Annotated in this window: 19 protein-coding genes and 1 pseudogene; 3 read left to right on the forward strand and 17 right to left on the reverse strand. The window is 29.5% G+C overall.

Annotation, left to right across the window (positions count from 1 at the left end):
• Positions 1 to 30: 30 nt before the first annotated feature.
• The 9 genes from CSPA_RS25115 to CSPA_RS25150 form a co-directional block, all read right to left on the reverse strand.
• Positions 31 to 885 (reverse strand): phage replisome organizer N-terminal domain-containing protein, encoded by an 855-nt coding sequence (locus CSPA_RS25115; RefSeq protein WP_015395226.1) that lies wholly within the window; start codon positions 883 to 885, stop codon positions 31 to 33.
• A 483-nt stretch (positions 886 to 1,368) separates the two neighbouring features.
• Positions 1,369 to 3,384 carry an amylo-alpha-1,6-glucosidase gene (locus tag CSPA_RS25120; protein WP_015395227.1) on the reverse strand — a complete coding sequence of 672 codons (2,016 nt, stop codon included), beginning with the start codon at positions 3,382 to 3,384 and terminating at the stop codon, positions 1,369 to 1,371.
• A 161-nt stretch (positions 3,385 to 3,545) separates the two neighbouring features.
• Entirely contained in the window at positions 3,546 to 5,306 is a 1,761-nt protein-coding gene (locus CSPA_RS25125; RefSeq protein ID WP_015395228.1) for a glycoside hydrolase family 13 protein, read from the reverse strand.
• A gap of 35 nt (positions 5,307 to 5,341) precedes the next feature.
• Positions 5,342 to 5,518, reverse strand: coding sequence for a hypothetical protein (locus CSPA_RS29865; protein ID WP_156875947.1), 177 nt, complete (start codon positions 5,516 to 5,518; stop codon positions 5,342 to 5,344).
• A 267-nt stretch (positions 5,519 to 5,785) separates the two neighbouring features.
• On the reverse strand, positions 5,786 to 6,706 hold the full coding sequence (locus tag CSPA_RS25130) for a sugar ABC transporter permease (protein ID WP_015395229.1): 921 nt from the start codon (positions 6,704 to 6,706) through the stop codon (positions 5,786 to 5,788).
• A 1-nt stretch (position 6,707) separates the two neighbouring features.
• On the reverse strand, positions 6,708 to 7,640 hold the full coding sequence (locus CSPA_RS25135) for a carbohydrate ABC transporter permease (RefSeq protein WP_015395230.1): 933 nt from the start codon (positions 7,638 to 7,640) through the stop codon (positions 6,708 to 6,710).
• Positions 7,641 to 7,955: 315 nt separating this feature from the next.
• Positions 7,956 to 9,206, reverse strand: a complete 1,251-nt coding sequence (locus CSPA_RS25140) for a glycoside hydrolase family 13 protein (protein ID WP_015395231.1) — start codon at positions 9,204 to 9,206, stop codon at positions 7,956 to 7,958.
• A gap of 192 nt (positions 9,207 to 9,398) precedes the next feature.
• On the reverse strand, positions 9,399 to 11,423 hold the full coding sequence (locus CSPA_RS25145) for an alpha-amylase family glycosyl hydrolase (RefSeq protein ID WP_015395232.1): 2,025 nt from the start codon (positions 11,421 to 11,423) through the stop codon (positions 9,399 to 9,401).
• Between the two features lie 393 nt (positions 11,424 to 11,816).
• On the reverse strand, positions 11,817 to 13,028 hold the full coding sequence (locus CSPA_RS25150) for a sugar ABC transporter substrate-binding protein (RefSeq protein WP_015395233.1): 1,212 nt from the start codon (positions 13,026 to 13,028) through the stop codon (positions 11,817 to 11,819).
• A gap of 658 nt (positions 13,029 to 13,686) precedes the next feature.
• Between CSPA_RS25150 and CSPA_RS25155 the strand changes: the two genes are divergently transcribed.
• Positions 13,687 to 14,712 carry a LacI family DNA-binding transcriptional regulator gene (locus CSPA_RS25155; RefSeq protein ID WP_015395234.1) on the forward strand — a complete coding sequence of 342 codons (1,026 nt, stop codon included), beginning with the start codon at positions 13,687 to 13,689 and terminating at the stop codon, positions 14,710 to 14,712.
• A 551-nt stretch (positions 14,713 to 15,263) separates the two neighbouring features.
• On the opposite strand, the gene CSPA_RS25160 is transcribed toward CSPA_RS25155, so the two are convergent.
• On the reverse strand, positions 15,264 to 15,812 hold the full coding sequence (locus tag CSPA_RS25160; protein WP_026106313.1) for a TetR/AcrR family transcriptional regulator: 549 nt from the start codon (positions 15,810 to 15,812) through the stop codon (positions 15,264 to 15,266).
• Positions 15,813 to 15,974: 162 nt separating this feature from the next.
• On the opposite strand from CSPA_RS25160, the gene CSPA_RS25165 reads away from it, so the two are divergent.
• Positions 15,975 to 16,961 (forward strand): NADP-dependent oxidoreductase, encoded by a 987-nt coding sequence (locus CSPA_RS25165; RefSeq protein WP_015395236.1) that lies wholly within the window; start codon positions 15,975 to 15,977, stop codon positions 16,959 to 16,961.
• A gap of 386 nt (positions 16,962 to 17,347) precedes the next feature.
• On the opposite strand, the gene CSPA_RS25170 is transcribed toward CSPA_RS25165, so the two are convergent.
• From CSPA_RS25170 to CSPA_RS25200, 7 genes and pseudogenes are all read right to left on the reverse strand, one after another.
• Positions 17,348 to 17,539 (reverse strand): YwbE family protein, encoded by a 192-nt coding sequence (locus CSPA_RS25170; protein WP_015395237.1) that lies wholly within the window; start codon positions 17,537 to 17,539, stop codon positions 17,348 to 17,350.
• A 127-nt stretch (positions 17,540 to 17,666) separates the two neighbouring features.
• Positions 17,667 to 18,125: a recombinase family protein gene (locus CSPA_RS25175; protein ID WP_015395238.1), complete on the reverse strand. Its 459-nt coding sequence runs from the start codon at positions 18,123 to 18,125 to the stop codon at positions 17,667 to 17,669.
• Positions 18,098 to 18,421 (reverse strand): annotated as a pseudogene (locus tag CSPA_RS25180) (recombinase family protein); the annotation flags it as partial. The pseudogene CSPA_RS25180 and the gene CSPA_RS25175, both read right to left, overlap by 28 nt.
• 400 nt (positions 18,422 to 18,821) lie before the next feature.
• On the reverse strand, positions 18,822 to 20,180 hold the full coding sequence (gene rlmD / locus CSPA_RS25185) for a 23S rRNA (uracil(1939)-C(5))-methyltransferase RlmD (protein WP_015395240.1): 1,359 nt from the start codon (positions 20,178 to 20,180) through the stop codon (positions 18,822 to 18,824).
• Positions 20,181 to 20,357: 177 nt separating this feature from the next.
• Positions 20,358 to 20,762, reverse strand: coding sequence for an RDD family (locus tag CSPA_RS25190; protein WP_015395241.1), 405 nt, complete (start codon positions 20,760 to 20,762; stop codon positions 20,358 to 20,360).
• A gap of 19 nt (positions 20,763 to 20,781) precedes the next feature.
• Positions 20,782 to 21,483 (reverse strand): hypothetical protein, encoded by a 702-nt coding sequence (locus CSPA_RS25195; RefSeq protein WP_015395242.1) that lies wholly within the window; start codon positions 21,481 to 21,483, stop codon positions 20,782 to 20,784.
• 245 nt (positions 21,484 to 21,728) lie between these two features.
• A complete protein-coding gene (locus CSPA_RS25200) occupies positions 21,729 to 22,436 on the reverse strand; it encodes a helix-hairpin-helix domain-containing protein (protein ID WP_015395243.1) in 708 nt (235 codons plus the stop codon).
• A gap of 166 nt (positions 22,437 to 22,602) precedes the next feature.
• Between CSPA_RS25200 and CSPA_RS25205 the strand changes: the two genes are divergently transcribed.
• Entirely contained in the window at positions 22,603 to 23,832 is a 1,230-nt protein-coding gene (locus CSPA_RS25205) for a D-alanyl-D-alanine carboxypeptidase family protein (RefSeq protein WP_015395244.1), read from the forward strand.
• The last annotated feature ends 178 nt before the right edge of the window (positions 23,833 to 24,010 follow it).

Here is a 24,010-nt window from a genome sequence, read left to right on the forward strand (position 1 = left end):
GATTTAGTGATGTGAGATGTAAAATCTTACTCAAAACGTCCATGTAGAGATAATTTTCTCACCTTTACCCAGGACAAATTCACCACTTGTCAGTGTACATATTTCTCTATCATCATTTTCTTCATCTATAATATTATAGATACTATCTTTCTTCTTTTTCCTGGTTTTCTTATTAGTCTCTCTATCTAAAGGTATTACAATATTATCTTTTAAATTATTAACTGTAGTAATTGCAACTTCATCAGCACTAACTTGATTTTTAGGCTCATTAATTTCATTGTCTTTTATAGTCTCGACGTTATCTTTATCGTTGTAAACTTGGATAATTTGAGTTTCAGCTGTATTAACTTGATTTTTAGGTTCATTGCTTTTATTATCTTTTACAGTTTCCACGTTATCTTTTTCATTGTTAACTGGAACGATTGGAGTTTCATTTGTATTAACTCGATTTGGATATTTGTTATTATCATTCTCCTTAATTTCGTCTTTTATATTATCAACTGCTTGTACATTGTTATTTACAATGACTTCATTATTCCCTGTTTCAGTTTTTTCCTTAACTTTTATATTTTGATGCTTAGCGAAGTTTTTTACACAATAAACCTTATGTTCAGTAAGTTCAACCATTTCTAACCCAATTAATACATCTAATGCCAATTCAACCTGGTTAATCTCTCTATTAAACTCTATTGCTAAAGTTTCTGTAGTGTATGGAATATTTTTTGACATATATAATTCTCCATCTAAATTAACTTTACCGCATAAAAGCACAAGTCTATACCATATATAATGAATAAGATCTCTTTCTGGTTTCATATCTATTATTTTTAATTTAGTATCATCTGGCATGTCTACTCTGAATTTTACAAACTTTCTTTCTCTCATCTTAATCATTCTCCTTCAACTTTATATATTAAATAAATCCATACTCAAATGATCGATATTGCAAATAGTTCCGGATTGCAGCATAGCTGCTCTTTTTATAGGTGTCTATTTAATATATATGAATAATTGAAGGAAATCACATGAAATTTTAAAAATTCTTTTAGTAATTCAGCCAACTTAATTCCCCAGACAGTGTCTGGCAATTTAGATAACACAAATATAAATTTCTCATATTCTGAAGATTTGAACGCGAAAAACCCTTATCAAGTTCATTCTATAATTCTTTAGATAATATTTTCAATATTCTTCTCTTTTAATATTTCCATCACTAATTTTAACCCTGTTTTGATTCCTTCTTTCTAAAATCACTTGTGCCTTTTCAAAAGTTTCTTCATTTATCTAATTTTTATATTTAAATAATTGAACTTCTTTAACGATTTATTTTTCTTATAAAATTATTTTTCTAATACTATGCAAAGTAGATCAAATAAATGGCAGTACATCGTTAGTATATGCTCTTAAAACTTCGCCTACACTCCAGGCTTGACTATAGCATCCCCTGCCTGTAGCTGAAAATTTTCCATCAAATACTTCAGCTATTCCATTTATGCATCCATCTTTCATATGATCCTGAAATACTTCACACATTTCTTTTGCTCTACTTACTGCTTCTTTAGAGTGATTATTTACCTTACAATATGCTGATATAAAGCTCCCTATTAAGAATGCCCATGTTGTCCCCATATGATATGCTAAATCCCTTTTCATAAGTGGTCCTATATATTCGCTCTTAAAATCTTTATCTAAGTATGACAGCGATCTCAATCCATAAGTCGAATATAATTCTTTATATACTTTATTCACAACTTTCGCTTCCTTTTCTTTTTCTAACATAGTAAATGGCAATGATACTGCCCATATTTGATTTGGCCTAACTTTCCCATCATAATCATCAACAACATCAAATAAACACTGTTCTTTTTCATTCCAGAATTTTTTGTTAAAGGAGTTTTTAACTTTTCTCGCTAAACTTTCATATTTTGATCCATTCATTTCATACTTTCTACATAACCAATCCATTATGCAAAGGGCATTATACCAAAGAGCATTTATTTCTACTGGTTTACCATGCCTTGGAGTAACAACCATTTCGTCTACTCTTACATCCATCCACGTTACTTGATCCAATCCGCTGCCAGCATGAATAAGACAATCATCATCCATACCTATTGAAAAATGTGTGCCATTTGAATAAGCATCAATAATTTCAATTAACTTGTCGAATAATTTATCATTAACAAACTTAAAATCACTTTTCTTTCCAGTATATTTTAAATACTTATATACAGCTTGTATATACCATAATGATGCATCTGCAGTATTGTAAAACGCTTGTGTTCCTTTATCCGCAAAAACATTTGGAACAAGTCCATCTTTTATATATTCTGCAAAAGACTTTAATATTTCTCTTGCATCCTCAAATCTCTTTGTACACAGCGTTAAACCTTCAAAAGCTATCATAGTGTCTCTCCCCCAATCAACAAACCAAGGAAATCCTGCAAGTATTGTTTTCAATCCAGTACTTTTTCTATCTACAATAAAATGGTCAGCTGCTTTTACTAAATTTAATGCAAAAAAATCTTTATAGCCTGATCTATTCAATAATTCATTTGTTCTTTCCTTATATTCTTTAACAATATCAAATCCGTCTTTATCACCTAACTCTTCTACTGTACATTTTAAATAAAACTTTTTAGTTTCAAAAGGCTCTAATTCAATTTCAATATCATATGGCGTATAATGATTATTTAACCCAATAAATCCATTTCTATTTTCAAATTCATAGTAATGATTCTCTTCAATTAATGGATTATAATTAAAATCATTCTGTACTTTTATAAGACTTCTGTCCTTAAATATGCCTGCTGATGACATAAAACTTATTATCTTCTTATCATCTTCATTAGGATACAATTTTAATATATCGTCTTGTAATTCAGTTTTAAAATCCAGCTGCTCAGAAGCCTTAAATGTACCAGCTTCCTTAAAATTAAACAGTGGTGTAATATCAATTTTAGCCTTAGAACTTCCATTTTCAATCTCATAACATATAGCTACAGTATTATATCCATATTCCATAGCTATAGTTTTTTTTACATTTATATCTTCTATTTGATAAATATATTGAGGCACTGAATCAAATATAAAACTTTTGAGATACTCATAACCATTCTTCGTATAATCCTTATATTCCTGACAAGTCAAATCATATGTTCTTCCATCTGTGACGATTTTTTCCTGAGTTCTATATAATATTGAATAACGTTCTACTGGCGGATTCATTGCTGCTATTAAATACCCATTATGACATCTAAATCCACTATTAATGATAGTTTGACTGCTATACCCGCCAATACCATTGCCTATCATCCATTCTCTCTCGTTTCCTTCCTTTATATTTCTCCAGTATCCTCTTCCGAACCTATATGTTAATTCCATGACTACTCCTCTTCAAAATTATTTTTTCATTTATAATTAATAAGTACATATTGCTGATTTAATTAAATATCTTTTTCATTTATAAATAAAATCAAATCGCAAAATGGATATTTTTTATCAGCCCATGATGTAAACGGACTTGTTATTTATTTGATTGAACCTTATATAGAATCAACCTTCCTAATTAATACACCTTTTTTAAGCAGTCTATTATTAGAATATAAATTACTAAACAAAACACTACCATTATTCTCTATTAAAACATCTATATTTGAACAATTTAGTAAAATTTCTAACCTATTCCCATTTTCATCTATTTTAATATATTCTATTACCCTGCTATTTTTAATTGTATTTGGAAAATGAAAATTACGGCTTCTAAATAATTTTTGCTCTTTTCTTAAATTAATCAACGCCTTCATTATATTAATCTTATCATCATAAATTCCACTTTTTATTTCATCCCATGGCATACATCTTCGGCAATCGGGATCATACTTTCCTTCAAGTGCAACTTCTGTACCATAAAATATGCATGGACTTCCTGGCATCGTAAATAGTACAGCTAGCTGTTGATAAAATACGTTAATGTCTTTTACTCTTGAAATTAAGCGTTCTGTATCATGAGAATCCAACAAATTAAATAACACATCATTATTTTGCTGCATATATATTGTATAGCATCTATTTATTGTGTACTCAAAATCATCCTTAGTTAAACTCTTATCTATCCAGAAGTCTGATATACTACTAGTTAGTGAATAATTCATAATAGCATCAAATTCATCACCTCTAAGCCAAGGAATAGAATCATGCCATATTTCACCTAAAATATAGAAGTCTGGATTTAACGATTTCATTTTTTCTCTAAGCTTCTTACAGAACTTATGCGAAATTTCATTTGCAACATCTAATCTTAATCCATCAATCTTATAATTTTTTACCCAATACTCACATACCTTAATTAAATAATCAATTACTTCTGGATTATTTGTATTTAATTTTGGCATTTTCTGATTAAAGGCAAAAGAATAAAATCGTCCATCCTTTGTATCGTGATTATTATCATCAAAAGGCCACTTATTTACCATAAACCAACTATAATATTTGGAACTAGGACCATTTTCAAGTACATCTAACCATGGTCCAAACTTAGCTCCACAATGATTAAACACTCCATCAAGCATAATCCTAATCCCTTTTTCATGTGCTTTATTTACAAGCTTTCTAAATACATTTTCATCTCCAAAATTAGGATCTATTTTCATATAATCAGTTGTATCATATTTATGTGCTGACGGAGATTCGAATATTGGATTTAAATATATGCCTGTAATTCCTATTTCTTTTAAATAATTTAATTTATTTATTATCCCCTGCAAATCCCCACCATAAAACTCTTCATTTGTAACGCCTCCTTTATGCCAAGGCTGGACCCCTTTGGGATTAATTGAAGGATTTCCATTACAAAAACGCTCTGGGAATATCTGATACCAAACCATATCATTTACCCATGCTGGTGTTTTATTTATATCAGCTTCATTCATCCATGGAAATGTAAAACATTGCAACATTTTTCCGTCCAATTGCATTTGTTTTTCACTTAAAAAACAATCTTCAAAATAAAACCAGGTTTCTTCATTCCCCGTTAATTCAAAATAGTATTTACATCTTTTATACTTCAGTTTCAAAGTAGTTGTCCACCATATTTGGTGCTTTAATCTCTTTTTAAATGGAATTTCTTCTCTTTTTCCTTTCCATTTCCATTCGCCACCTAAAATTCCTCCATCAAATGGATCACCATAATATATAAACACTTTTTCTACATCATAACCAGTCTTTATATTTACAATTAAATTGTCTTTATCAATTGAATAACATAAGTTATCTGAGGCTCTATGATATACAGCTTCGAATCTCATAAGAATTCCTTCCCCTTTTCACTTATATATAACTATTACGCTACTTTGATCATTGGATTTGATACCTCCTCCATATTTAACACTAAAGATTCCAAATTATTTGTAGAATCTATAGTTCCAAGATCAATCTTGCCTAAAGTCTCATTTACATTAGATATAGCTAACGATAATTCCTTACTTTTATCATTTAAAATCAATGATTCTGAATTCACATCTTCAGCTTATGAATTAACATTACTTAATAAAATTAATTTTAATAAAAGTAACGCTGCAAATAATTATTATTGGAATAATTGAAATACAGAACATACTTTCCAATAATTTAAAATGCAAACTTTTAGATTTTTTAATAGTTACATCATTGTTTTTTGAATTTTCTTTAGTTGAAAGATTTTTATAGAAAAACTTTTTAATTTTATTAAAATTGCTACTTATTTTCTAATCCTTAGTTGGCTTCATTATATACTCACGTCCCCACTTTAGCCTTTTACTGATCCAGCAGTTAATCCTTTTGCAAAGAATTTTTGTGAAAATACTGATATCAAAACAACTGGTAATGATGCCATTATTGCAGCCGCTGAATATTGAGTCCAGTTAGCTGAAAAATGATCTTTAATGAATCCTTGCATACCTGTTGCTAGAGTTTCTGTATATTGATCTTTTATAAGAGCTGATGTAAATAAAAATTCGCTATAAGCTCCAACAAAAGCAAATATAAATATTACTATTATCATATTCTTTATTAGTGGCAATACTACCTTAATGAAAGCTTGAAAAGTTGTTGCTCCATCTATATATGCAGTTTCAGTTAATTCTTTTGGAATTCCATCCATGTATCCCTTCATAAGCCAGATGTTATATGCACTACCTACTGATATAATTAATATTAATGGTAATAAATTATCCATTCCACCCCGAATATTATATGCAACACTTAAAATTGCTGGTAATGCCATTGTATTTGGAAACATCTGTAATATCAAAAGTGTCATAAGTCCAAATTTTCTACCTTTAAACCTAAGCTTAGAAAACGCAAAAGCTGCTGGAATTGTCATGATTAGCTGCATCATAGCAACGCTAAAACAAACAACTAATGAATTTCTTGCCCATATTAAAAACTTAGTTTGAGTTATTACTTTTACATAATTCTCTAAAGTAAATGATTTAGGAAAAATAGAGGTTTGCGTAAATGAATTACCTTTAGCCATAGATGCTGAAACAACTGCCATGATTGGAATAAGAACTATTACAATCATAATCCAAAGTACTATCCTTGAAATCCATGCAGTTCTTATTTCTGCTGGTCTTAATTTTTTTACATATTTTAATTTTATGTTTTGTATTTCTTCACTTTGTCCTTCTGTATTATTTAATTTCAAATTCCCTGCATTTGATGTCATTTTAATCAACCTCCTCAAATTGTCCTGATGCTTTCATTTGTATGTATGAAATTGTAGCTAAAATTATAAATATAATAATGCTTATAGTGGAAGCAATTTCATATCTTCCAAATGTTATTGACAATTTATAATTTACTGAAGCCAATATATCTGTGAAACCTGCAAATTGTGTTCCAGGTCTTGCCGGATTACCATTAGTAATTAAATATGCTTGACCAAAATTATTAAAGTTAAATGCAAAGGATGAAATAACTAATGGATATGCTGTTTGTGCAAGCGAAGGTAAAGTTATTTTAATAAATTTTACAAACTTGCTGGCTCCATCAACGTCAGCTGCTTCATAATATGTTTTAGGTATCGATTGAAGTGAACCCAAACAAATATTCATGGCATATGGAAATCCTAGCCATATAGTTACTATGATTATTGCAATTCTTGCCCATAATGGATTAGTTAACCATGGAATAGGCGCTGAAATAGCATGTACACTTATAAGTAAATTATTAATTGCCCCATAACTTCCATTTAATAAACCTTGCCATGAAAGTATTGCAACAGTAGCTGGTAATGCCCATGGAATAATTAAAATTGCTTTATAAAGCCCTCGTTCTTTTATATTTTCATTATTTACAAGAATTGCCATAATTAGTCCTAACAAAAATGTTCCTGCAGTTGCCAATGTAGCAAAGACACATGTCCATATAAATACCGGAAAAAATACTTCTTTAAATGGACCAGCAAATACTTCTTTAAAATTTGCAATTCCTACAAAATTAATTTTTCCTTGTGAATACATAGTATAGTCTGTAAATGCCAAATATATTGTATTAAGTATTGGTAATATTGAAAATATAATTATTGAAATAATGGCTGGTAATAAATACGGCACTGATTTCAAAGTATGTGTTATTTTTTTTGTTTTGGCTTGTTTCATAATTGCCCACCTCTTTGATATAAAAAAATTTAAATCTAGTATTTCTTAATCTTACTTTTTTTATATAAATAATTTATTTAATCTCTTATGTCAATATCACTAAAATATATTATACTAATTGAATTTACTAATAAAGCCAAATTTAAATATATGCCTTTTTCTCTATGATTTTTATCATGGAAAAAAATAAAATTAATGAAATTTATTCATATATTTATCCAAACAGATAAACATATTGTGATAACCAATGTCCAATTAAAGAACATTGATTGTTTAAAGTTGCTATTTTATAACTTGCAAAGTTATCCTTGAATGCTAAACTATAACTTTATAACTAAGACCATCTAGTTCAAATCCATCAATAGACTGTTTGCTATGTCCAAAATTCATAAATACTTTAACTCTTTTTTCTGCATACACTCTTTCAAATGCAAACATCATTTCTTTATGTCCAACAAATTGTATAGTCCCTTTTTGCAATGCTTCACTACTATTTCTAAGTTCTATTAAACCTTTTACATGATTATATATATCATAATTCCATTTACTTTCATTCCATTCCATAGTTCCTCTACAATAAGGGTCATTTTCTCCTTTCATACCTATTTCATCTCCATAATATACAAGAGGCATTCCTGGGAATAAAAATAAAAATGCATAGAATAATTTTTCTCTCTTTATATCTCCTCTGCAGAAATTAAAAATCCTTTCTGTATCATGACTTCCAGACATATTAAAGCAGCAATGTATATTCTGCCCGTATGTTTCTTCTATGAAATTCCATTCATCTATGAATATTGATGCATCAATGCTTTGTCTTATAACTGCTTTTTGCACTAAATCTCTAAATGAATAATTCATTACTCCATCAAAATATTGAGGCACAAATTTCTTGCCACACCCCCATATTTCACCTACTATATATAAGCTAGTAGATTTTCTTATTTTTTCTAACATAGAGTCTTCAATATAATATGGTACATCTAGTCTTAATCCATCTATTTTCATCCCTTCCCAATACTTAATAACATCAACTATATACTTTTGAACTTCAACATTTTCAGTATTAAGACGCGGCATATCTATACATCCTCCAAAATTTCTATAATTAGGTGGACTTTCCACTTTAACTGGATAACTAAAAATAGTATACCAATCCTTATATTTTGATCTTTCTTGATTTTCTAATATATCTTTGAAAGCAAAAAAATCTGGGCTAGTATGGTTAAAAACTCCATCAATAATAACTTTTATATTTTTTTTATGACATGAATCTACTAATTCTCTAAAATCATCTAAAGTTCCAAAAGAACTATCTATATTATAATAGTTAACAGTATCATACTTATGATTAGAATTTGCCTGAAAAATTGGATTTAAATAAATTGCACTAACACCGAGTTTTGATAGATAATCAAGTTTCTCTTTAATTCCAATTAAATCACCTCCCATAACACATTGTCCATCAACTTCACTTTCCCATTCTTTTAAACCTTCAACATTATTATTTTGTCTTGATTTATTAAATCTGTCTGGAAAAATTTGATATATTATTTCACCTTTCATCAATTATTCCTCCTAATTTATACATTATTATCTACCTATATTTCGCTTCAATTATGGAAACATGGATTTTATAAGGCTTTAGGATCTAACCATGCGGTTTTTCCATTTAGAAGCGAAAAGTAGATATTTAATATTTTTGTGTGCCAAATATAATATGCATGATGAAATTTTTCTTTAAATTAACATTTATATTTAACGATTTACAGTACTATCAATCCCAGAGTCTATAGCTGCTGATGTAGTTGTATTAACGCTCTTCAAATTACTCTTTACACCATCATTTATATAATCTTCTGCCTTAGTCACTTTTACATTCCAATTCTGTCCACCATTATTATCCCAATAGTCTGTTGGTGAAATAATATGAATACAGTAATTTAGAATATCATTATTATTTACTGTAATAGTTGCTTCAAATTCTCCATTGGAATTCTTAGTCATATTTACATCTTGAATGTTTTTCCATCCATTAGTTCCATAATGAAGTGTTACTTTTTGTGCATTAGTATTCTTATATGAAACTTTATATTGTACGTTCTTTTGATCTGGATTTGGTGTTTCATTATTAACAACATAAATCTTCCCACTATTTTCTCCTAAATTCACTGATATTTGTTTTCCTGTAACACCTCCTTGTTGAACTGTGATCGAATCATTTACATCAAAAAGATTTACAAATTTATCTCCAACTTTTATAGTACTTTCAGCTCTAATTGGAATGGTCGCACTTTGATCTCCATCTGAATTATTAAATACATTTACAACTTCTTGTCCAACATTTTCTCCTGAATCCATCCTTCTTGAGAATGCATATAAATGTGGTGAAGACCACATTTCTCTTTGAGTACCTTCTCTTAAGGCTTCATATTTTTGCCTAAATGAATTCAATTTGTTAATTAGTTTATAAGTATCTGTATTCTCATTAAAATAATCTGTAATTACATTTCCATTGTAATCCTTTTTAACCATTGACCAACGATTCCATGTATCTGCAATACCATTTATACTTGCTCCATTTGCATTACCTTTGTTTTGTTCTGTACCTTGAAATACTGTTGGTACCCCTCTTACAGTAAACATGAAAACAAGTGCATTTTGAAGTTTTTTTACATTACCATTTGCTACTGTTAAAAATCTATTACGATCATGATTATCTATAAAAGTCACCATATGATTTGCATAACCATTATATTTATTGTCTTGTGCTAAAATATTTTTAATAGAGCAAGTACCTGATGATGACATGTCATCAAAAGATTGTCCTGATGCAAAATCATTATTTATTGCTTGATATAATGGAAAATCTAGCATTCCCCATTCTGCATCGGATCCAACCCACTTCTTCACAAAATCTACATTCATATCAAAATTTTCTCCAAAAGTATTAACTCCTATATACTTTTGTAACTCGTTAATATAAGATGGTTTCATACATTTTGCTGCGTCAACCCTTGCTGCATCAGCTCCAGTATAATCAAACCATGACTTAATAGCATTATTCATAGCTGCCTTAGCATCAGAATTATCTTGATTTAAATCATCTAAACCGCCCAAATCATGATCATCTAACATTTGGGGATCAGAGTGTTCTCTTGACCAATCAATATCGCCATTATGATGATACCAATTTGGATTATTAAAAGGTGCTGCCGGCTCAAACCCCTTGATGTCATAATAAGCTTGTTTTCCTAACATATAATCCCCAACATGATTTGGAACTATATCTATTATTACTTTAATCCCCTTTTCGTGAGCTTTATCTACTAACTCCTTTAGCTTTTCTTTTGTTCCAAAATAAGGATTTGCCTTATTGGGATCTTTCACATTATATCCATGATAAGCTGTAGGCCATACTTTTCCTGTGCCATCAGCTCTAGACCACATTTGTGGTTCCGCAACCGGTGATATCCAAATGGCTGAGTATCCCATGCCCTTAATATAATCTAACTTATCAATAACACCTTGCCAATCTCCGCCGTGCATATATCTAAAATCATCTTCAAGATTTTCTGTATTACGAAATGCATCTCCTGTAGCATTATTTGTTTTATCTCCATCATAAAATCTGTCTACCATAATTTGATAAATAGTATCGTTTTCACTTAGATTTCCAATTGCCGCTTGTGCCTTGCTTCCACTCATAAACATGTTAGTGCTTGAAACAATTGTTGCAACTAAGATAGATAATATTACCTTGTTAAATTTTCTTCTAAACATAACTTTCCCCCACTATTATATATTTTTATTAGTCATTCACATAATTATGAAAAACTAATAAATGATTTTATAAAATTACCTTGTCATAATTTCATCAAAATAAGCACATAAAAATCAAAAATATCGTCGTCTTCGCATTCCTTTATTTCTTTAAATGTATTACATTAGGTAAACCGGTTTCCCTATTTAGTATACTACCATCTTAAATGGATTTCAATACATTTCTGAAAACATTTACCAATATAATTACATAGAATGTACACTAAACTCCACTATATAGCTAGAGAACTTCTTTTGGCTTGTGTATTTTGAAAATATTAATATTAAAAAGATGCTAAAGTTAATTGTTTTCAATCACTTTAGCACTACATGTTATTTTCTTAATTTACTTTTTTATTTTTGTTGCTTTATACCTTCTTTAATTTGATCTACTATTTGTTTTGCAGTTTCTTTCGAATCCATTGATCCGCTTATTAAAGATATTATATTATTTTTTACCGGAGTCCAAGTAGTTTGAATTTCTGGAATATTAGGCATTGCTGTAGCAACTTCTAATTGTTTAGCAAATACATCCATGTTTCCGGCCGCTTTAAACGCATCACTTTCTATACCTGCTTTTGAAACTGGAATTCTATTTCCTTGCTTAATCATTAGGTCATCACTATTTTCCATAAGATACTTCATTAACTCCCATGATAAGTCTTGATTAGGTGACTTTGAACTTACAAATGCAGTTTGAACTCCCATCAATGTTGAAACAGTTTTCCCACCTAATGTTGGCATTGGAGCTATACCAAAATTAATTCCTGAATCTTTAAATGCTTCTATATCCCATGGTCCTGAAATATAAAATGCTGATTTACCTGATTGGAAATCTGCTTTAGCTATATCATCAGTAATATCTTGAGACATTAATTTGTCTTTAACAATTAAATCTTGAATGAATTGATATCCTTTTATCGCACCTTCATTGCCTAATCCAATATCGTTTGAATCAACAGTTCCATTATTATTTTTAAAAATATAGCTACCTTGCGATGCTAAAAATCCATAACTTCTGTATAAATCAGTTACATCGTATTCAAATCCTACTTTTTTGCCTAATTCAACAACTTCTTCCATAGTTTTTGGTACTTCTGAAACTTTATCTTTATTATAAAATAGAGCACTAGTTTCAGCTGCTAATGGAACTGCATATTTTTTTCCTTCTATAGTCACTGAATCTATTACTTGTTTAGATGTATATTTACTCTCATCTATAAAACCACTTGGCACTTCTGAAAGTAAACCAGCTTTTTGAAATGTTCCTAAGTTATCATTAGGTACACCAAAAAGTATATCTGGACCTTTAGAACTATTAGCGGCTTGTATATATGCTTGCATCTCCCCTTTATCATCTACAACATTAACCTTAACTCCCTTTTCACTTCCCCATTTTTCCGCTACTTTAGTAAGCTCTGTAATCTCTTTTTCTTTCAAATGTGACCAAACTGTAATTTCTTTAGCATTATTACTTGTAGCTGTTGTTCCTCCACATCCTACAAATGTTCCTGCAACTAAAGTTGCTGCCACGATTGATGCTAATACTTTATTTTTTTTTACCATTTTTCAATTCTCCCTCCTAATTTATAATCTTTTACAGAAAATATTTACTTCTTGTAACTACTAGGCTTATAAACAAAATACTAAAAATCATCTTTTTATTAATTCATTCAAATAAGCATATTATAAAGTTGAAAATTATATTCTTCTGTCTTACAAATTCTTTAAATACATTGAAAATTTAAGAAACCGGTTTACTCATTTTAGTATACTGCAATATTGAATCAATTTCAATATATTGTATTAACTTCCACCAGATATATTGTTTTATTAAGGCATATGCTAAAAGACTTATGAAAAAATTAAAATATAAGTTTATAACACTTAATACCTACATTTTAGGTAATAGTCTTTATGCTTGTGAACAAATCTATAAATTATGCAATGAGTACAATTGGAAATTCATTTTTCAATTTAGAGAAGGAACTTTAAATGAGTTTAAGAGGATTTAGATGATATAAATAAATTTAATCTTTAGCACTGAAATGTGCAACTATATATGTATTTTTAGATTATTATGCTAAACTTATAGAAGTATAAAAAATTTCTAAAATACTTTACAATAAATAGTAATATTATTAATAACAATGTACATATCGAAAAAAATCAAATAATGTTTTATAATATTTAAATAATCAATTTCACACATAAGGAGTTAAAAATGAAAGTTACTATAAATGATATAGCTCACGCAGCAAATGTATCTAAATCAACGGTATCCAAAGTTATAAATAATCATAAATCTATTTCTGAAAGTACAAAGCTCAAAGTAAGAAACATTATGAAAGAGCTTAACTATATTCCAAATAATTCGGCAAGGCAGCTAGCTCGCCAGAATAGTTTTAATATAGGTCTTCTAGTAGATATTAGCAGAAAGGAATATTTTCTTGATTTCTTTTTCTATAATATTATTGGTGGAGTTGAAAGTATAGTTGGAATCAATAACTATGAGTTAACCCTATCAAACATAAATTCACTAGAATGCAAAGCAGAATTTCTAAATCGATTGATATATAGTAAAAAAGTAGATGGAATCATAATACCTACCTCAATAGTCAATTCGGAAATTATTAGTAAGCTCAACGGTTTAAACTTTCCTTATGTCCTTATTGGTCAGCCAAAGGAATTTAAGAATAGTACCAGCTGGGTTGATGTTAATAATACTGTAGGAGGAGAACTGGCCACATGTCATTTAATAGAACAAGGTTATAAAAATATAGCCTTTATTGGTGGCAAATCAAATGAAATAATATCTTTCAATCGGCTTCTTGGTTATAAAAACATACTTTCTAAATTAAATTTTACTAAAAATAATTTATACATAAAAGAAGGCAACTCAGACAAGGAAAGTGGTTATGAACTTACACTTCAATTATTATCAGATTTTCCTGAAATAGATGCCATACTATGCATAAATAATTATGTTGCATTTGGTGTACTTAAAGCACTTAAAGAAAAGGGCTTAAATAGCCCCACAGATATTGGAATTGTGACTTTTGACAATGAACCATTTTCTGCTTACACCACTCCATCCTTAACTTGTCTAGATGTAGATACATTTAAACTTGGTGAAGTGGCAGCTGAAATTTTAATGAAAAAAATTCAAAATCCAAATTCTCAGAATGAAATAACCCTAATATCACCTAAATTACTTATACGTGAATCTAGCCTATTGAAAAAACCATGAACCTGAGCAATTTCATGGTTTTTCTATACAAAAACATTTTAAATTAATCTTGATTAACTCTATATAAATTCCTATACTCTAAAAAATACTCTGTTGCAGAACTGTTCAACTGTAGCACGACATGCAAAATATAATTATCTCCTTATTCTACAAAATTGCTAAAATGCCTTTGTTTTCAAAATATAACGAGGATTTTGAGAAAGGAAGCAAAACGTAAGTATTATTTAAATTTATCATTTATAAAGGAACTTTCATAAAATTTATAAAAAGCGTTTAAACCTAGATAAATGTAACCTTTAACTCTTTATTTGCTATATATTTATATCATCTCTTTTATAATAAACATTAGTCATGACTACTTCTAAATCTGCAAGGTCTGCATTCTTAGAATCAAGGACATAAAGTATGTAATTAGTACGCAACAAAGTTTCAATTAGTGTGAGAATAAATTAATCCTATGTTTCTGTTTTTTACCATTCATAGTGAATATCCTTCTAATTATTATTTTTAAGAAATATATCAAAGAAAATGTCAACTGAACTAAGTTATCTTTACAAGCTATCACATTCTATGCTGCTAAAAAGTTGCCAAAGTTGTTCCGCAATTATTGGTGCAGGGTATGGCTTAGAGTTATATATCCACCATTCTAATACGCCAACACCAGCTGATACTAAAAATTCTACAGAAATCTCTTTATTGACTTTTTGTTCAGATAAATCTATACGGTTGATCAATCCGTCTTTAAATATTTCTTTCATACGCTTTCGAAAGACAGAACTTTCTTTATTTGATAACATAGCGGAATAAATTTCATAATTGACTTCAAGATGTTCAAAAACACGTATAAGGCTAGACTTAGATGTTATTTTTTCTACTTTATGGTCTTGGATACACGCCTTTGTTAATTGCGTTAAATAATTGTCCAAACACTTGTCCCTTAAATCATATTTATCAGTAAAATGGAGGTAAACTGTTCCTCTATTAACATTAGCTTTTTCTGCGATTTCGCCAATGGTAATACTTTCCAAATCTTTTTTTAAAATAAGTATCATAAAAGCATCCATGATTGCCTGTTTAGATTTTTCAATTCGTCTATCCATCTTAATACTTCCTTTCACCATAATAATTAACATATTAAACGTAATTGTTGATTTTTCAACAAATCCCATACTATTACTTATTGAACCACCTAATTGTATCTGATAATATAAAATTATTCAACACACGTTGAATAAAAAACAATGTTAAGAAGGAGATAAATTATGAAAGCAATCGGTTTAACAGTTTTCGGTAACCCAGGTACATTTGAAGAAATAGATGTGAATTTACCAGATTTAAAAGACAACCAAGTACTTGTTGAAGTGAAGGCCTCATCAATTAATCCCGGCGACGAACCTTTACGTACTGGAGAAATATTTAAAAGCTCTGTTGGAGGACAATGGTCTGAGAAATTACCAATATTTCTTGGAAGTGAAGTCGCTGGTATTATAAAAGCTGTTGGAAAAAAGGTTACTCGGTTTAAAGTCCATGACCGTGTTATGGGATTAGCCATCCATTCAGGAGTATATCAGGATTTCGTTGCAGTAGATGAGGATCATCTTACAAAATTTTCAGAAAATATATCATATGAGATTGCAGGTGCTGCGCCAACAATTGCGTTAACAGCAAAGCAAGCATTATTTGATCACGGGAACCTTTTAAAAGGACAAAGAGTTTTAATTCAAGGTGGTGCCGGCGGTGTCGGTCATGTAGCTATACAATTAGCAAAAAATCATGGTGCTTATGTTATAACGACTGCAAGAAAAAACAATTATGATTTTGTAAAAGCTTTAGGAGCAGATGAAGTATACGATTATACTGAATTTGATATTGCAGATATAATCCACGAAAAAGTTGATCTGGTAATTGATACTGTTATGGAGACATCCATTATTAAAAATAATGGTGCGTTAGGTGAAGTTGGAAAGAAAAGCCTCTCGGTTATTAAAGATAATGGGAAATATGTATCAATTGTTTCTTTTGGATTAAATAGCTATCCGATGAAACGTAATATTGATGCACACTTTTTCCAATCTAAACCAAACCACTCAGACTTTGAAAAAATCATGAATTGGATTGAAATGAAAGAACTGCACATTCATATAGATAAAATTTTTCCTTTATCTCCTCAAGGAATTGAAGAAGCTTACATTCATAGTAAAAAGCAACCTAAAAAGGGGCGAATCTCAGTATCAAAAATTCAAAAATAAGTTAAATGGAGTAGCGGAGCATATTATTGGAGAAATGCTCCCTTCCACTTTTTGTATTCACTTTTGAAACAACTCAACTCCTTTAAAATCAAGTTTTCTGAGCTAGCATATTGACTAACTCCAAGTGTATACTTAACGAACATAAAAATACATAACTAACTCAAATAAAAATCCCCCCAAACCATCAGTCTGAGGGAACATAAAACGCACTTCAATATTTATCTAAAATCCTTGAAAGTCTTTCATACCAACCTATTTCTTCACTATCTTTACCACTGTTTCAACGTGTAATAGGTACTCTAAATAAATCCGCAAAATTGTACCAATTCCTAGTTGTACTCTCTATATTTTTTAGCAATATTCCATACTTTTATATATAATAACTGTTACTTTATCTCTTTCACTCTACCAACAATACCATTATCAAGCATCACTTTTATACCATGATGATGCTCTGATGAATTGGTAAGTATCTTTGCCACTATTCCTTCTGTTAATTTTCCTGTACGTTGATCTTGCTTTTGAACAACTAGAACTGTCGCTCCTATTTTAATATTACTTCTCTTTGTTCCGTTCATTTCGATTTCCTCTCATCTATGCTTAATATTTATCTCATTTTACACTAAACTAATTATTATTTAAATCTTTCACATAATAATTCTTACCTTAGAACAGTTAATCTATTCTACGCACTTATTTCTATACCTAATTAGTATCCTGCCTCTCTATATCCTTTGAACTGTAATGCGTACCCTTTCTTTTTGTTTTCCCATTCACTACTTCAATATTACTCCTAGATTTCATCTCTTCTTGAACCTTCTGAAATACCTCGTTAATAATAATGGGTTCATGAGAATCTTTCATTAAATATTGTTCCTGTTCTCCATAATTTATTTTTTGCTGGGTATTAGGAAACTGTCCAGTATATGTTTTTCCTAAAATTACATTACCTATGTACTTTTCATTTGTAAGCATTTTCTGAATAGTACGTTTGGACCATATATCTTTTCCTGTAGAAGACTTTATATTGTTAAATGCTAATTCCTTCATAATCATGTTTATACTATATCCACTTAAATACAAATCAAAAACTTTTCTTACCACCTCAGCCTGTTCCTCATTAATAACTAATTCACCTATTTCTGACTGGCCATAGCCATACACTTTCGAGTATAAAGCTTTGATTCTCCAGATTCAAATCCACACTTTAATCCCCATTTAATTGCTACACTTAATGACTCACTTTCTGATTGAGCAAGTGAAGCTGATAGTGCCATAACTAAGTCACTATCTCTATCTTTGCTACTTACATTTTCCTGATTAAATATCACTTCAATTCCTAAAGATCTGAGCTTATTAACTGTATCTATTAAATCAACAGTATTTCTGCTAAAGCGGCTAATTGACTTGACTAGAATAATATCAAAATAATTTTCATAACTATCAAAGATCATTTCTTGGAAACCAGATCTTTAATACCATCACCAAATTTTTTTAGCCTTTAAGTGACCTTTCAATGTTCTAAATCTATTTTCTGGCCAACACCAGTACCATCTAACTATATTATACTTATTGAAACTACACAGCTACTTAGGAGTTTAACAATACATTATTTATATTAAACAATTTCGCAAAACTCATACAAATACTCAAAACCATTAATTCTGCGTAAAAGTTAGACCCCCTAAAGCAAAAATTCCCCAACGCCGAAGTCTTGGAGAACATAAAACACACTATGAAATTTTCTTAAAAACCTTGAAACCCTTTGATATCAGCAATTGTTACAAGGAACACATACCTCAGGCAAGCTTCGGTATGCGGGCTTTCACACTAAATTCAATCTGCGCTTGCTTGATTTCATTAAGTGTTCAATGCCAGCTTAACAACTGTCTCAACGTGAGGTGTATTTGGGAACATGTCTTTCACCTTAGTCTGAATCACCTTATATCCTCTCTCAGTTAATACCTTTAAATCAGTAACTAATGTCTTTGGATTACAAGAAACGTAAATTATTTCAGGTGCATTGAATTTAATTACATAATCTAAAGCCTTAGGATGCACTCCTGTTCTTGGTGGGTCTAGAATTATTATTTCTGGTTTATCTTTTATTGTTTTAATTATTTCAGCTACATCTCCTGCTAAGAATTCACAATTATTTAGTCCATTTAACTTAGCATTTTCTTTTGCAGCCTCAACTGCTTCTTCTATAAGTTCTATTCCTACCACTTTTTTAGCATTTGGGGCTACTATTTGGCCGATAGTTCCAGTACCACAATAAAGATCAAATACAACTTTATCTTGGCTATCTCCCATAAAATCTTTAACTATTGAATAAAGACTTTCTGCTCCTTTTGTGTTTGTTTGAAAAAAAGAAAATGGTGATATATTAAATTGTAATCCTAATAAGGTTTCTCTAATGTAATCTTTTCCGTGCAATACATTAACCTTTTCTGGGATTACAGCATCAGATCTTGAATCATTTTCTGTATGTAATATTGATACTAAATTTCCTTTATAACTTTGATCCTTTAGTAATTTAACATATTCACCCAAATCAAAATCTATTTGAGTTGTCGTAACAAGATTAACTAAGATTTCACCTGTATTTTGTGCTTTTCTTATTACTAAATGCCTTAAATATCCTTCTGCCTTCATTACTCTATAATAAGGCAAATCTGTTCCTCTGAAATATTCTACTGTTAATTTTATTATTTTTCTATAATCTTCATCAACAAGTTTGCAATCATCAACTGTTACTATTCCAAAAGATTTTCCTCTCATATGCATTCCAAGAGAAAGTGGTGCACCTTTAGCTTCATCTCCAAAAGTGAATTCCATCTTGTTTCTGTATTCCCATTGATCAGGACTTCCCATTATTCCTAAATATTCGCCCATATCAACATCAGCTTCTTTGAATAAGCTCTTAACTTCTTCACCTAAAAATTCTAATTGCTTTTCATAAGGTATAGTTTGTGAAGAACACCCTCCACAAAGTCCAAAATGAGAGCATACTGATTCAACTTCATAATCAGCCTTTTCTTCAACACTTAATAATTTAAGTTCTGCATACTCTTCTTTTTTCTTTTTAACTCTTCCAGTAATAGTTTGACCTGGGAAAGCATTCTTAACATATATTATTTTATCCTCAGCATATCCCATTCCTGTCGATGGAAATTGTGTTTTTTCTATTTTAACGCTTAATTCGCTTCCTTTTTTCATCATCTACTCCTATAATATATATTCTTTAATGTATATTTCAATTATCAATGCTCAACTATCAATTGTCAATTGGATTGAAAAGTTTTACTTTAAACTTATATACTATTTTTTCTCTTAATAAAACTATAGAATATAAAATAGTATTTTATATTCTATAGTTTTATTAAAAATTCTTAATTAATTTAAATTTAATATTTTCTTTGCAAAAGTGTTTTCTAGCTTTGTTCTTTCTAATATTGGAGCATATATACAGTTTAAAACAAAATATATTATTCCGCCTGCCAAAATTAGCGCTCCATTATCTCTAACAAACATATATCCAGAAGCAGTTCTCATTATTAAATCAATTAAATATACTAAAACAGCAGACGCGGCAGTCATTATTAATTGATCTAGTAAATTTGCAGCAAACAATGCTCCAATTGAATTTTTTTCATTACTTTTATCTTCTGCATTAACTTCTATATCTTGTTGATCTTCTATAACTGAAGTTATATTCGTTTCCTCAACATTTAATGAAGTTTCTTCTGTTCCTTCTTCATTGTTTACAATTTGATTTTCTTTTATTTCATCTTTTTCCAACAAAGTTTCCCCCTCATTTCTACTCCATACTTGCATCACTTACATTGCTGTCAGCAAATTTGTATTTTTTAGTAGATAATATATATATAATACACTCTTTAGTGGCCAAAACTTGTTCTTTTAAACCATCAACAGTGTTATTTATCTCGACTTGTTTGTCTCCATTTTTTAATTTCTCAATTATTTGCTTGTTTATGTCTGAATAATCTTTATCTTTTTGACCTGTAAAAGCTTCTATGTATTTTTTGAAAGAGGTCTTACCTAAATCAAAATCATTATTTTTTATAGCATTTTCACCATCAAATTTCAAACTCAACTTTAAGGTTATGTCTCCTGTCGCTAAATCATCTCCATAAGTCTTCATACCAAAGTACATACTTTCAATCTTATTAGCTTCTGGTTTAGGATTATCAAAATATATTGAATTATCATTTACTGACTGACCGTTATCCTTTTTTACTTTTTCATCCTTTGAATATTTTAATCCTGATTCCTTAGTTATGCTTTCAATTTTAGCTAATCTATCTTTATAAAGCTTTTGTGTCTGCTCTAAAGAATAATTCTTTGCCCATGTTCCTTCTAAAGCTTTATCCTTCTCATCAGACTGGCTTTCTGTTGTTGTCTCAGCTTTCTTTTCTGTATTACTAGTTGTATTTGTACATGCTGCCAATGATGCTGCTACTACTATACTCATGAATATACTTATTAATTTTTTAGACATGAAATTTCCCCCTTAAATTTGATAGCTGTTACTTTTATGTCTAATGCCTGGCAAATCAATAATACAATTTTATAACTTTTGTATTACAATTCTGTGTCAATATTATACTTTTTTTGTTAATCTTCTATATTATAATTGTTTTAATTTATTAACATTAATTAAACGTGCATGTTTATTATATATTTTTTTGCTCTCCCTTGCAATTATTATCACAGGAGTGACACATTAAAATAACCTTGATACTTTTAAACTTCTAATTGTTCTTTTATTTTTTCAAATATTTTTTCCGTAATTCCAGTGACATTTTTTATATCTTCTATTGAATTAAAATTGCCATTTTTCTGCCTATAATCAAGTATATTCTTTGCTTTAACCTCTCCAATACCACTTAATTTCTTTAATTCCTCAGCTGTAGCAGTATTTATATTTACCTTTCCATTGGAATTAACTACATTTCCAATACTAGTATTTGTATTTTGTAAATCTCTTTTTGCTCCACTTTTGTTTTCTATATAAATCAAATCATGATTTTGTAATTTCTTAGCTCTATTTATATTAGTTAAATCAGCATTTTCTGTAAGTCCACCTGCCATTTCAATAAGATCTCTTACTATAGCATCTTCATGCAATGTATAAACATCAGGTTTTCTGACTTCTCCTTTGATTTCCACTACTATATTTTTGTCTTCATTATTTTTATCCACATTTGAAACTGATTCTGCTTTACTTTGCTTTATATTATTCTTTGAACTACTATTTTTATTGCTTCCTTGCTTATTATCATTCATATTTGAATTAGCTGCAGTATCTTCTGTAAAAATACTTTCTGTATCATTTTTTCTTAATTCTTTATATCCTGAATTAATGTATACAATTCCTATTATGACAATAGTAATAACTAGCAATATTAGTATTCCAACCTTTTTCTTATCTTTTAGTAATTCTTCTATCATTGCATTTCTCACTTCCAAACTTACTTTATAATTATTCTCCCCTATTTTTTCACAATTTATACTATTATTGTATAAGCCTTAAAATTTATATAGCGTAATTTTATTTTTTTTGGTAAAATAACATTTGAATGTAATTTAAATATTTTAATTAAATGCGGAGAATTTTATGAAACGAATTTTAAAAAGAATTAATATATTATTTTTATTTTTATTTTGCTTCGTCTATACAACTGCACAAGCGGAAACTACTCCACCTGAAATAAATGCTCAAGGTTGTGCCTTACTTGACGCATCTACTGGTCAAGTACTATTTGGTAAAAATGAAGAGTCTACTTTTGAACCTGCCTCAACAACTAAGGTAATGACTGCTCTAATTGCTTTACAAAAGTGTAAGCTTGATGACGAAGTCACTGTTCAAGAGGATTATCTAAAGGTAGGCGGAACAGGTGTAGGTTTATTAAAAGGCGATGTATTAACTGTTCGTGATTTACTTTATGGTCTTATTTTGCATTCTGATAATACTTGTGCAAATGCTTTGGCTGATCATATTTCAGGAAATGTAGATGAATTTGCTAAACTTATGAATGAAAAAGCTAAAGAACTTGGTGCTACACATACAAACTTTAAGAATCCTAGTGGTATGCCTGATCCTGAACACATAACTACAGCACATGATTTAGCTCTATTTTTAAGAGAAGCTATGAATAATAAAATATATATGGAAATCTCTCAGACTCCTTCTTACACCCTAACATTAAAAAATGCTCCAACTAGAACATATCCAGTAAATAATAAGAATTACTTGATTAATAAAAATTCTAGATATTTTTATCAATTTGCTATCTGCGGAAAAGATGGGTATACTACAAAGTCAAACCACACTTATGTAGCCGCTGCTGAAAAAGATGGGCATGTACTTGTAGCTGCTTTTTTAAATGCACTTGACAAAGATCAAAATTTCCATGACATGCAATCTGTTTTTAATTATGGATTTAATAATTATTCTTTAGTTCATCTTTATAAACAGGGTGATGAAGTTTCTCAATATAAAATAACAAATAATCTCACTATACCAGTTTTGAGTTCAAAAAATATAGATTATGTTGTTCCTAAAGGAAAAGAAAATTCAGTAACTTCTGAAATGAAAATTGATGATAAAGATTTGAGTAAAGAATCCTTTGAAAAAAATGATAATATTTTAAAGGGAACTGTATTGGTTAATGGGAAAAACTATATGACTGTTGATTTGCAGGCAGGAGCTTCACATCATTATGATTTATCTGTGAAGGCTTTAACTGAAAACGCTTCTCCTACTGTATATATCGGCAGTGCAGCAGTCATTTTAGCAGGATTATTTGGAATAAAAAAACTCGTAGATATTAAATCTAAAAAATAGTTAATTATATATAAATCAAGGGAAGCAAATTTATGCTTCCCTTAATTTATATATAAGATCTAATTAATATGGTACATCTCAATTAGTGAAGATTCTCTGAAGGAAAAGTGAATATCCAATATGCGAGAATCAAAAAGTTCATATACCCAGCTTTTATATTTTGAAACATGAACCCGCT

The organism is Clostridium saccharoperbutylacetonicum N1-4(HMT), assembly GCF_000340885.1.
Classification (GTDB): Bacteria; Bacillota; Clostridia; order Clostridiales; family Clostridiaceae; genus Clostridium; species Clostridium saccharoperbutylacetonicum.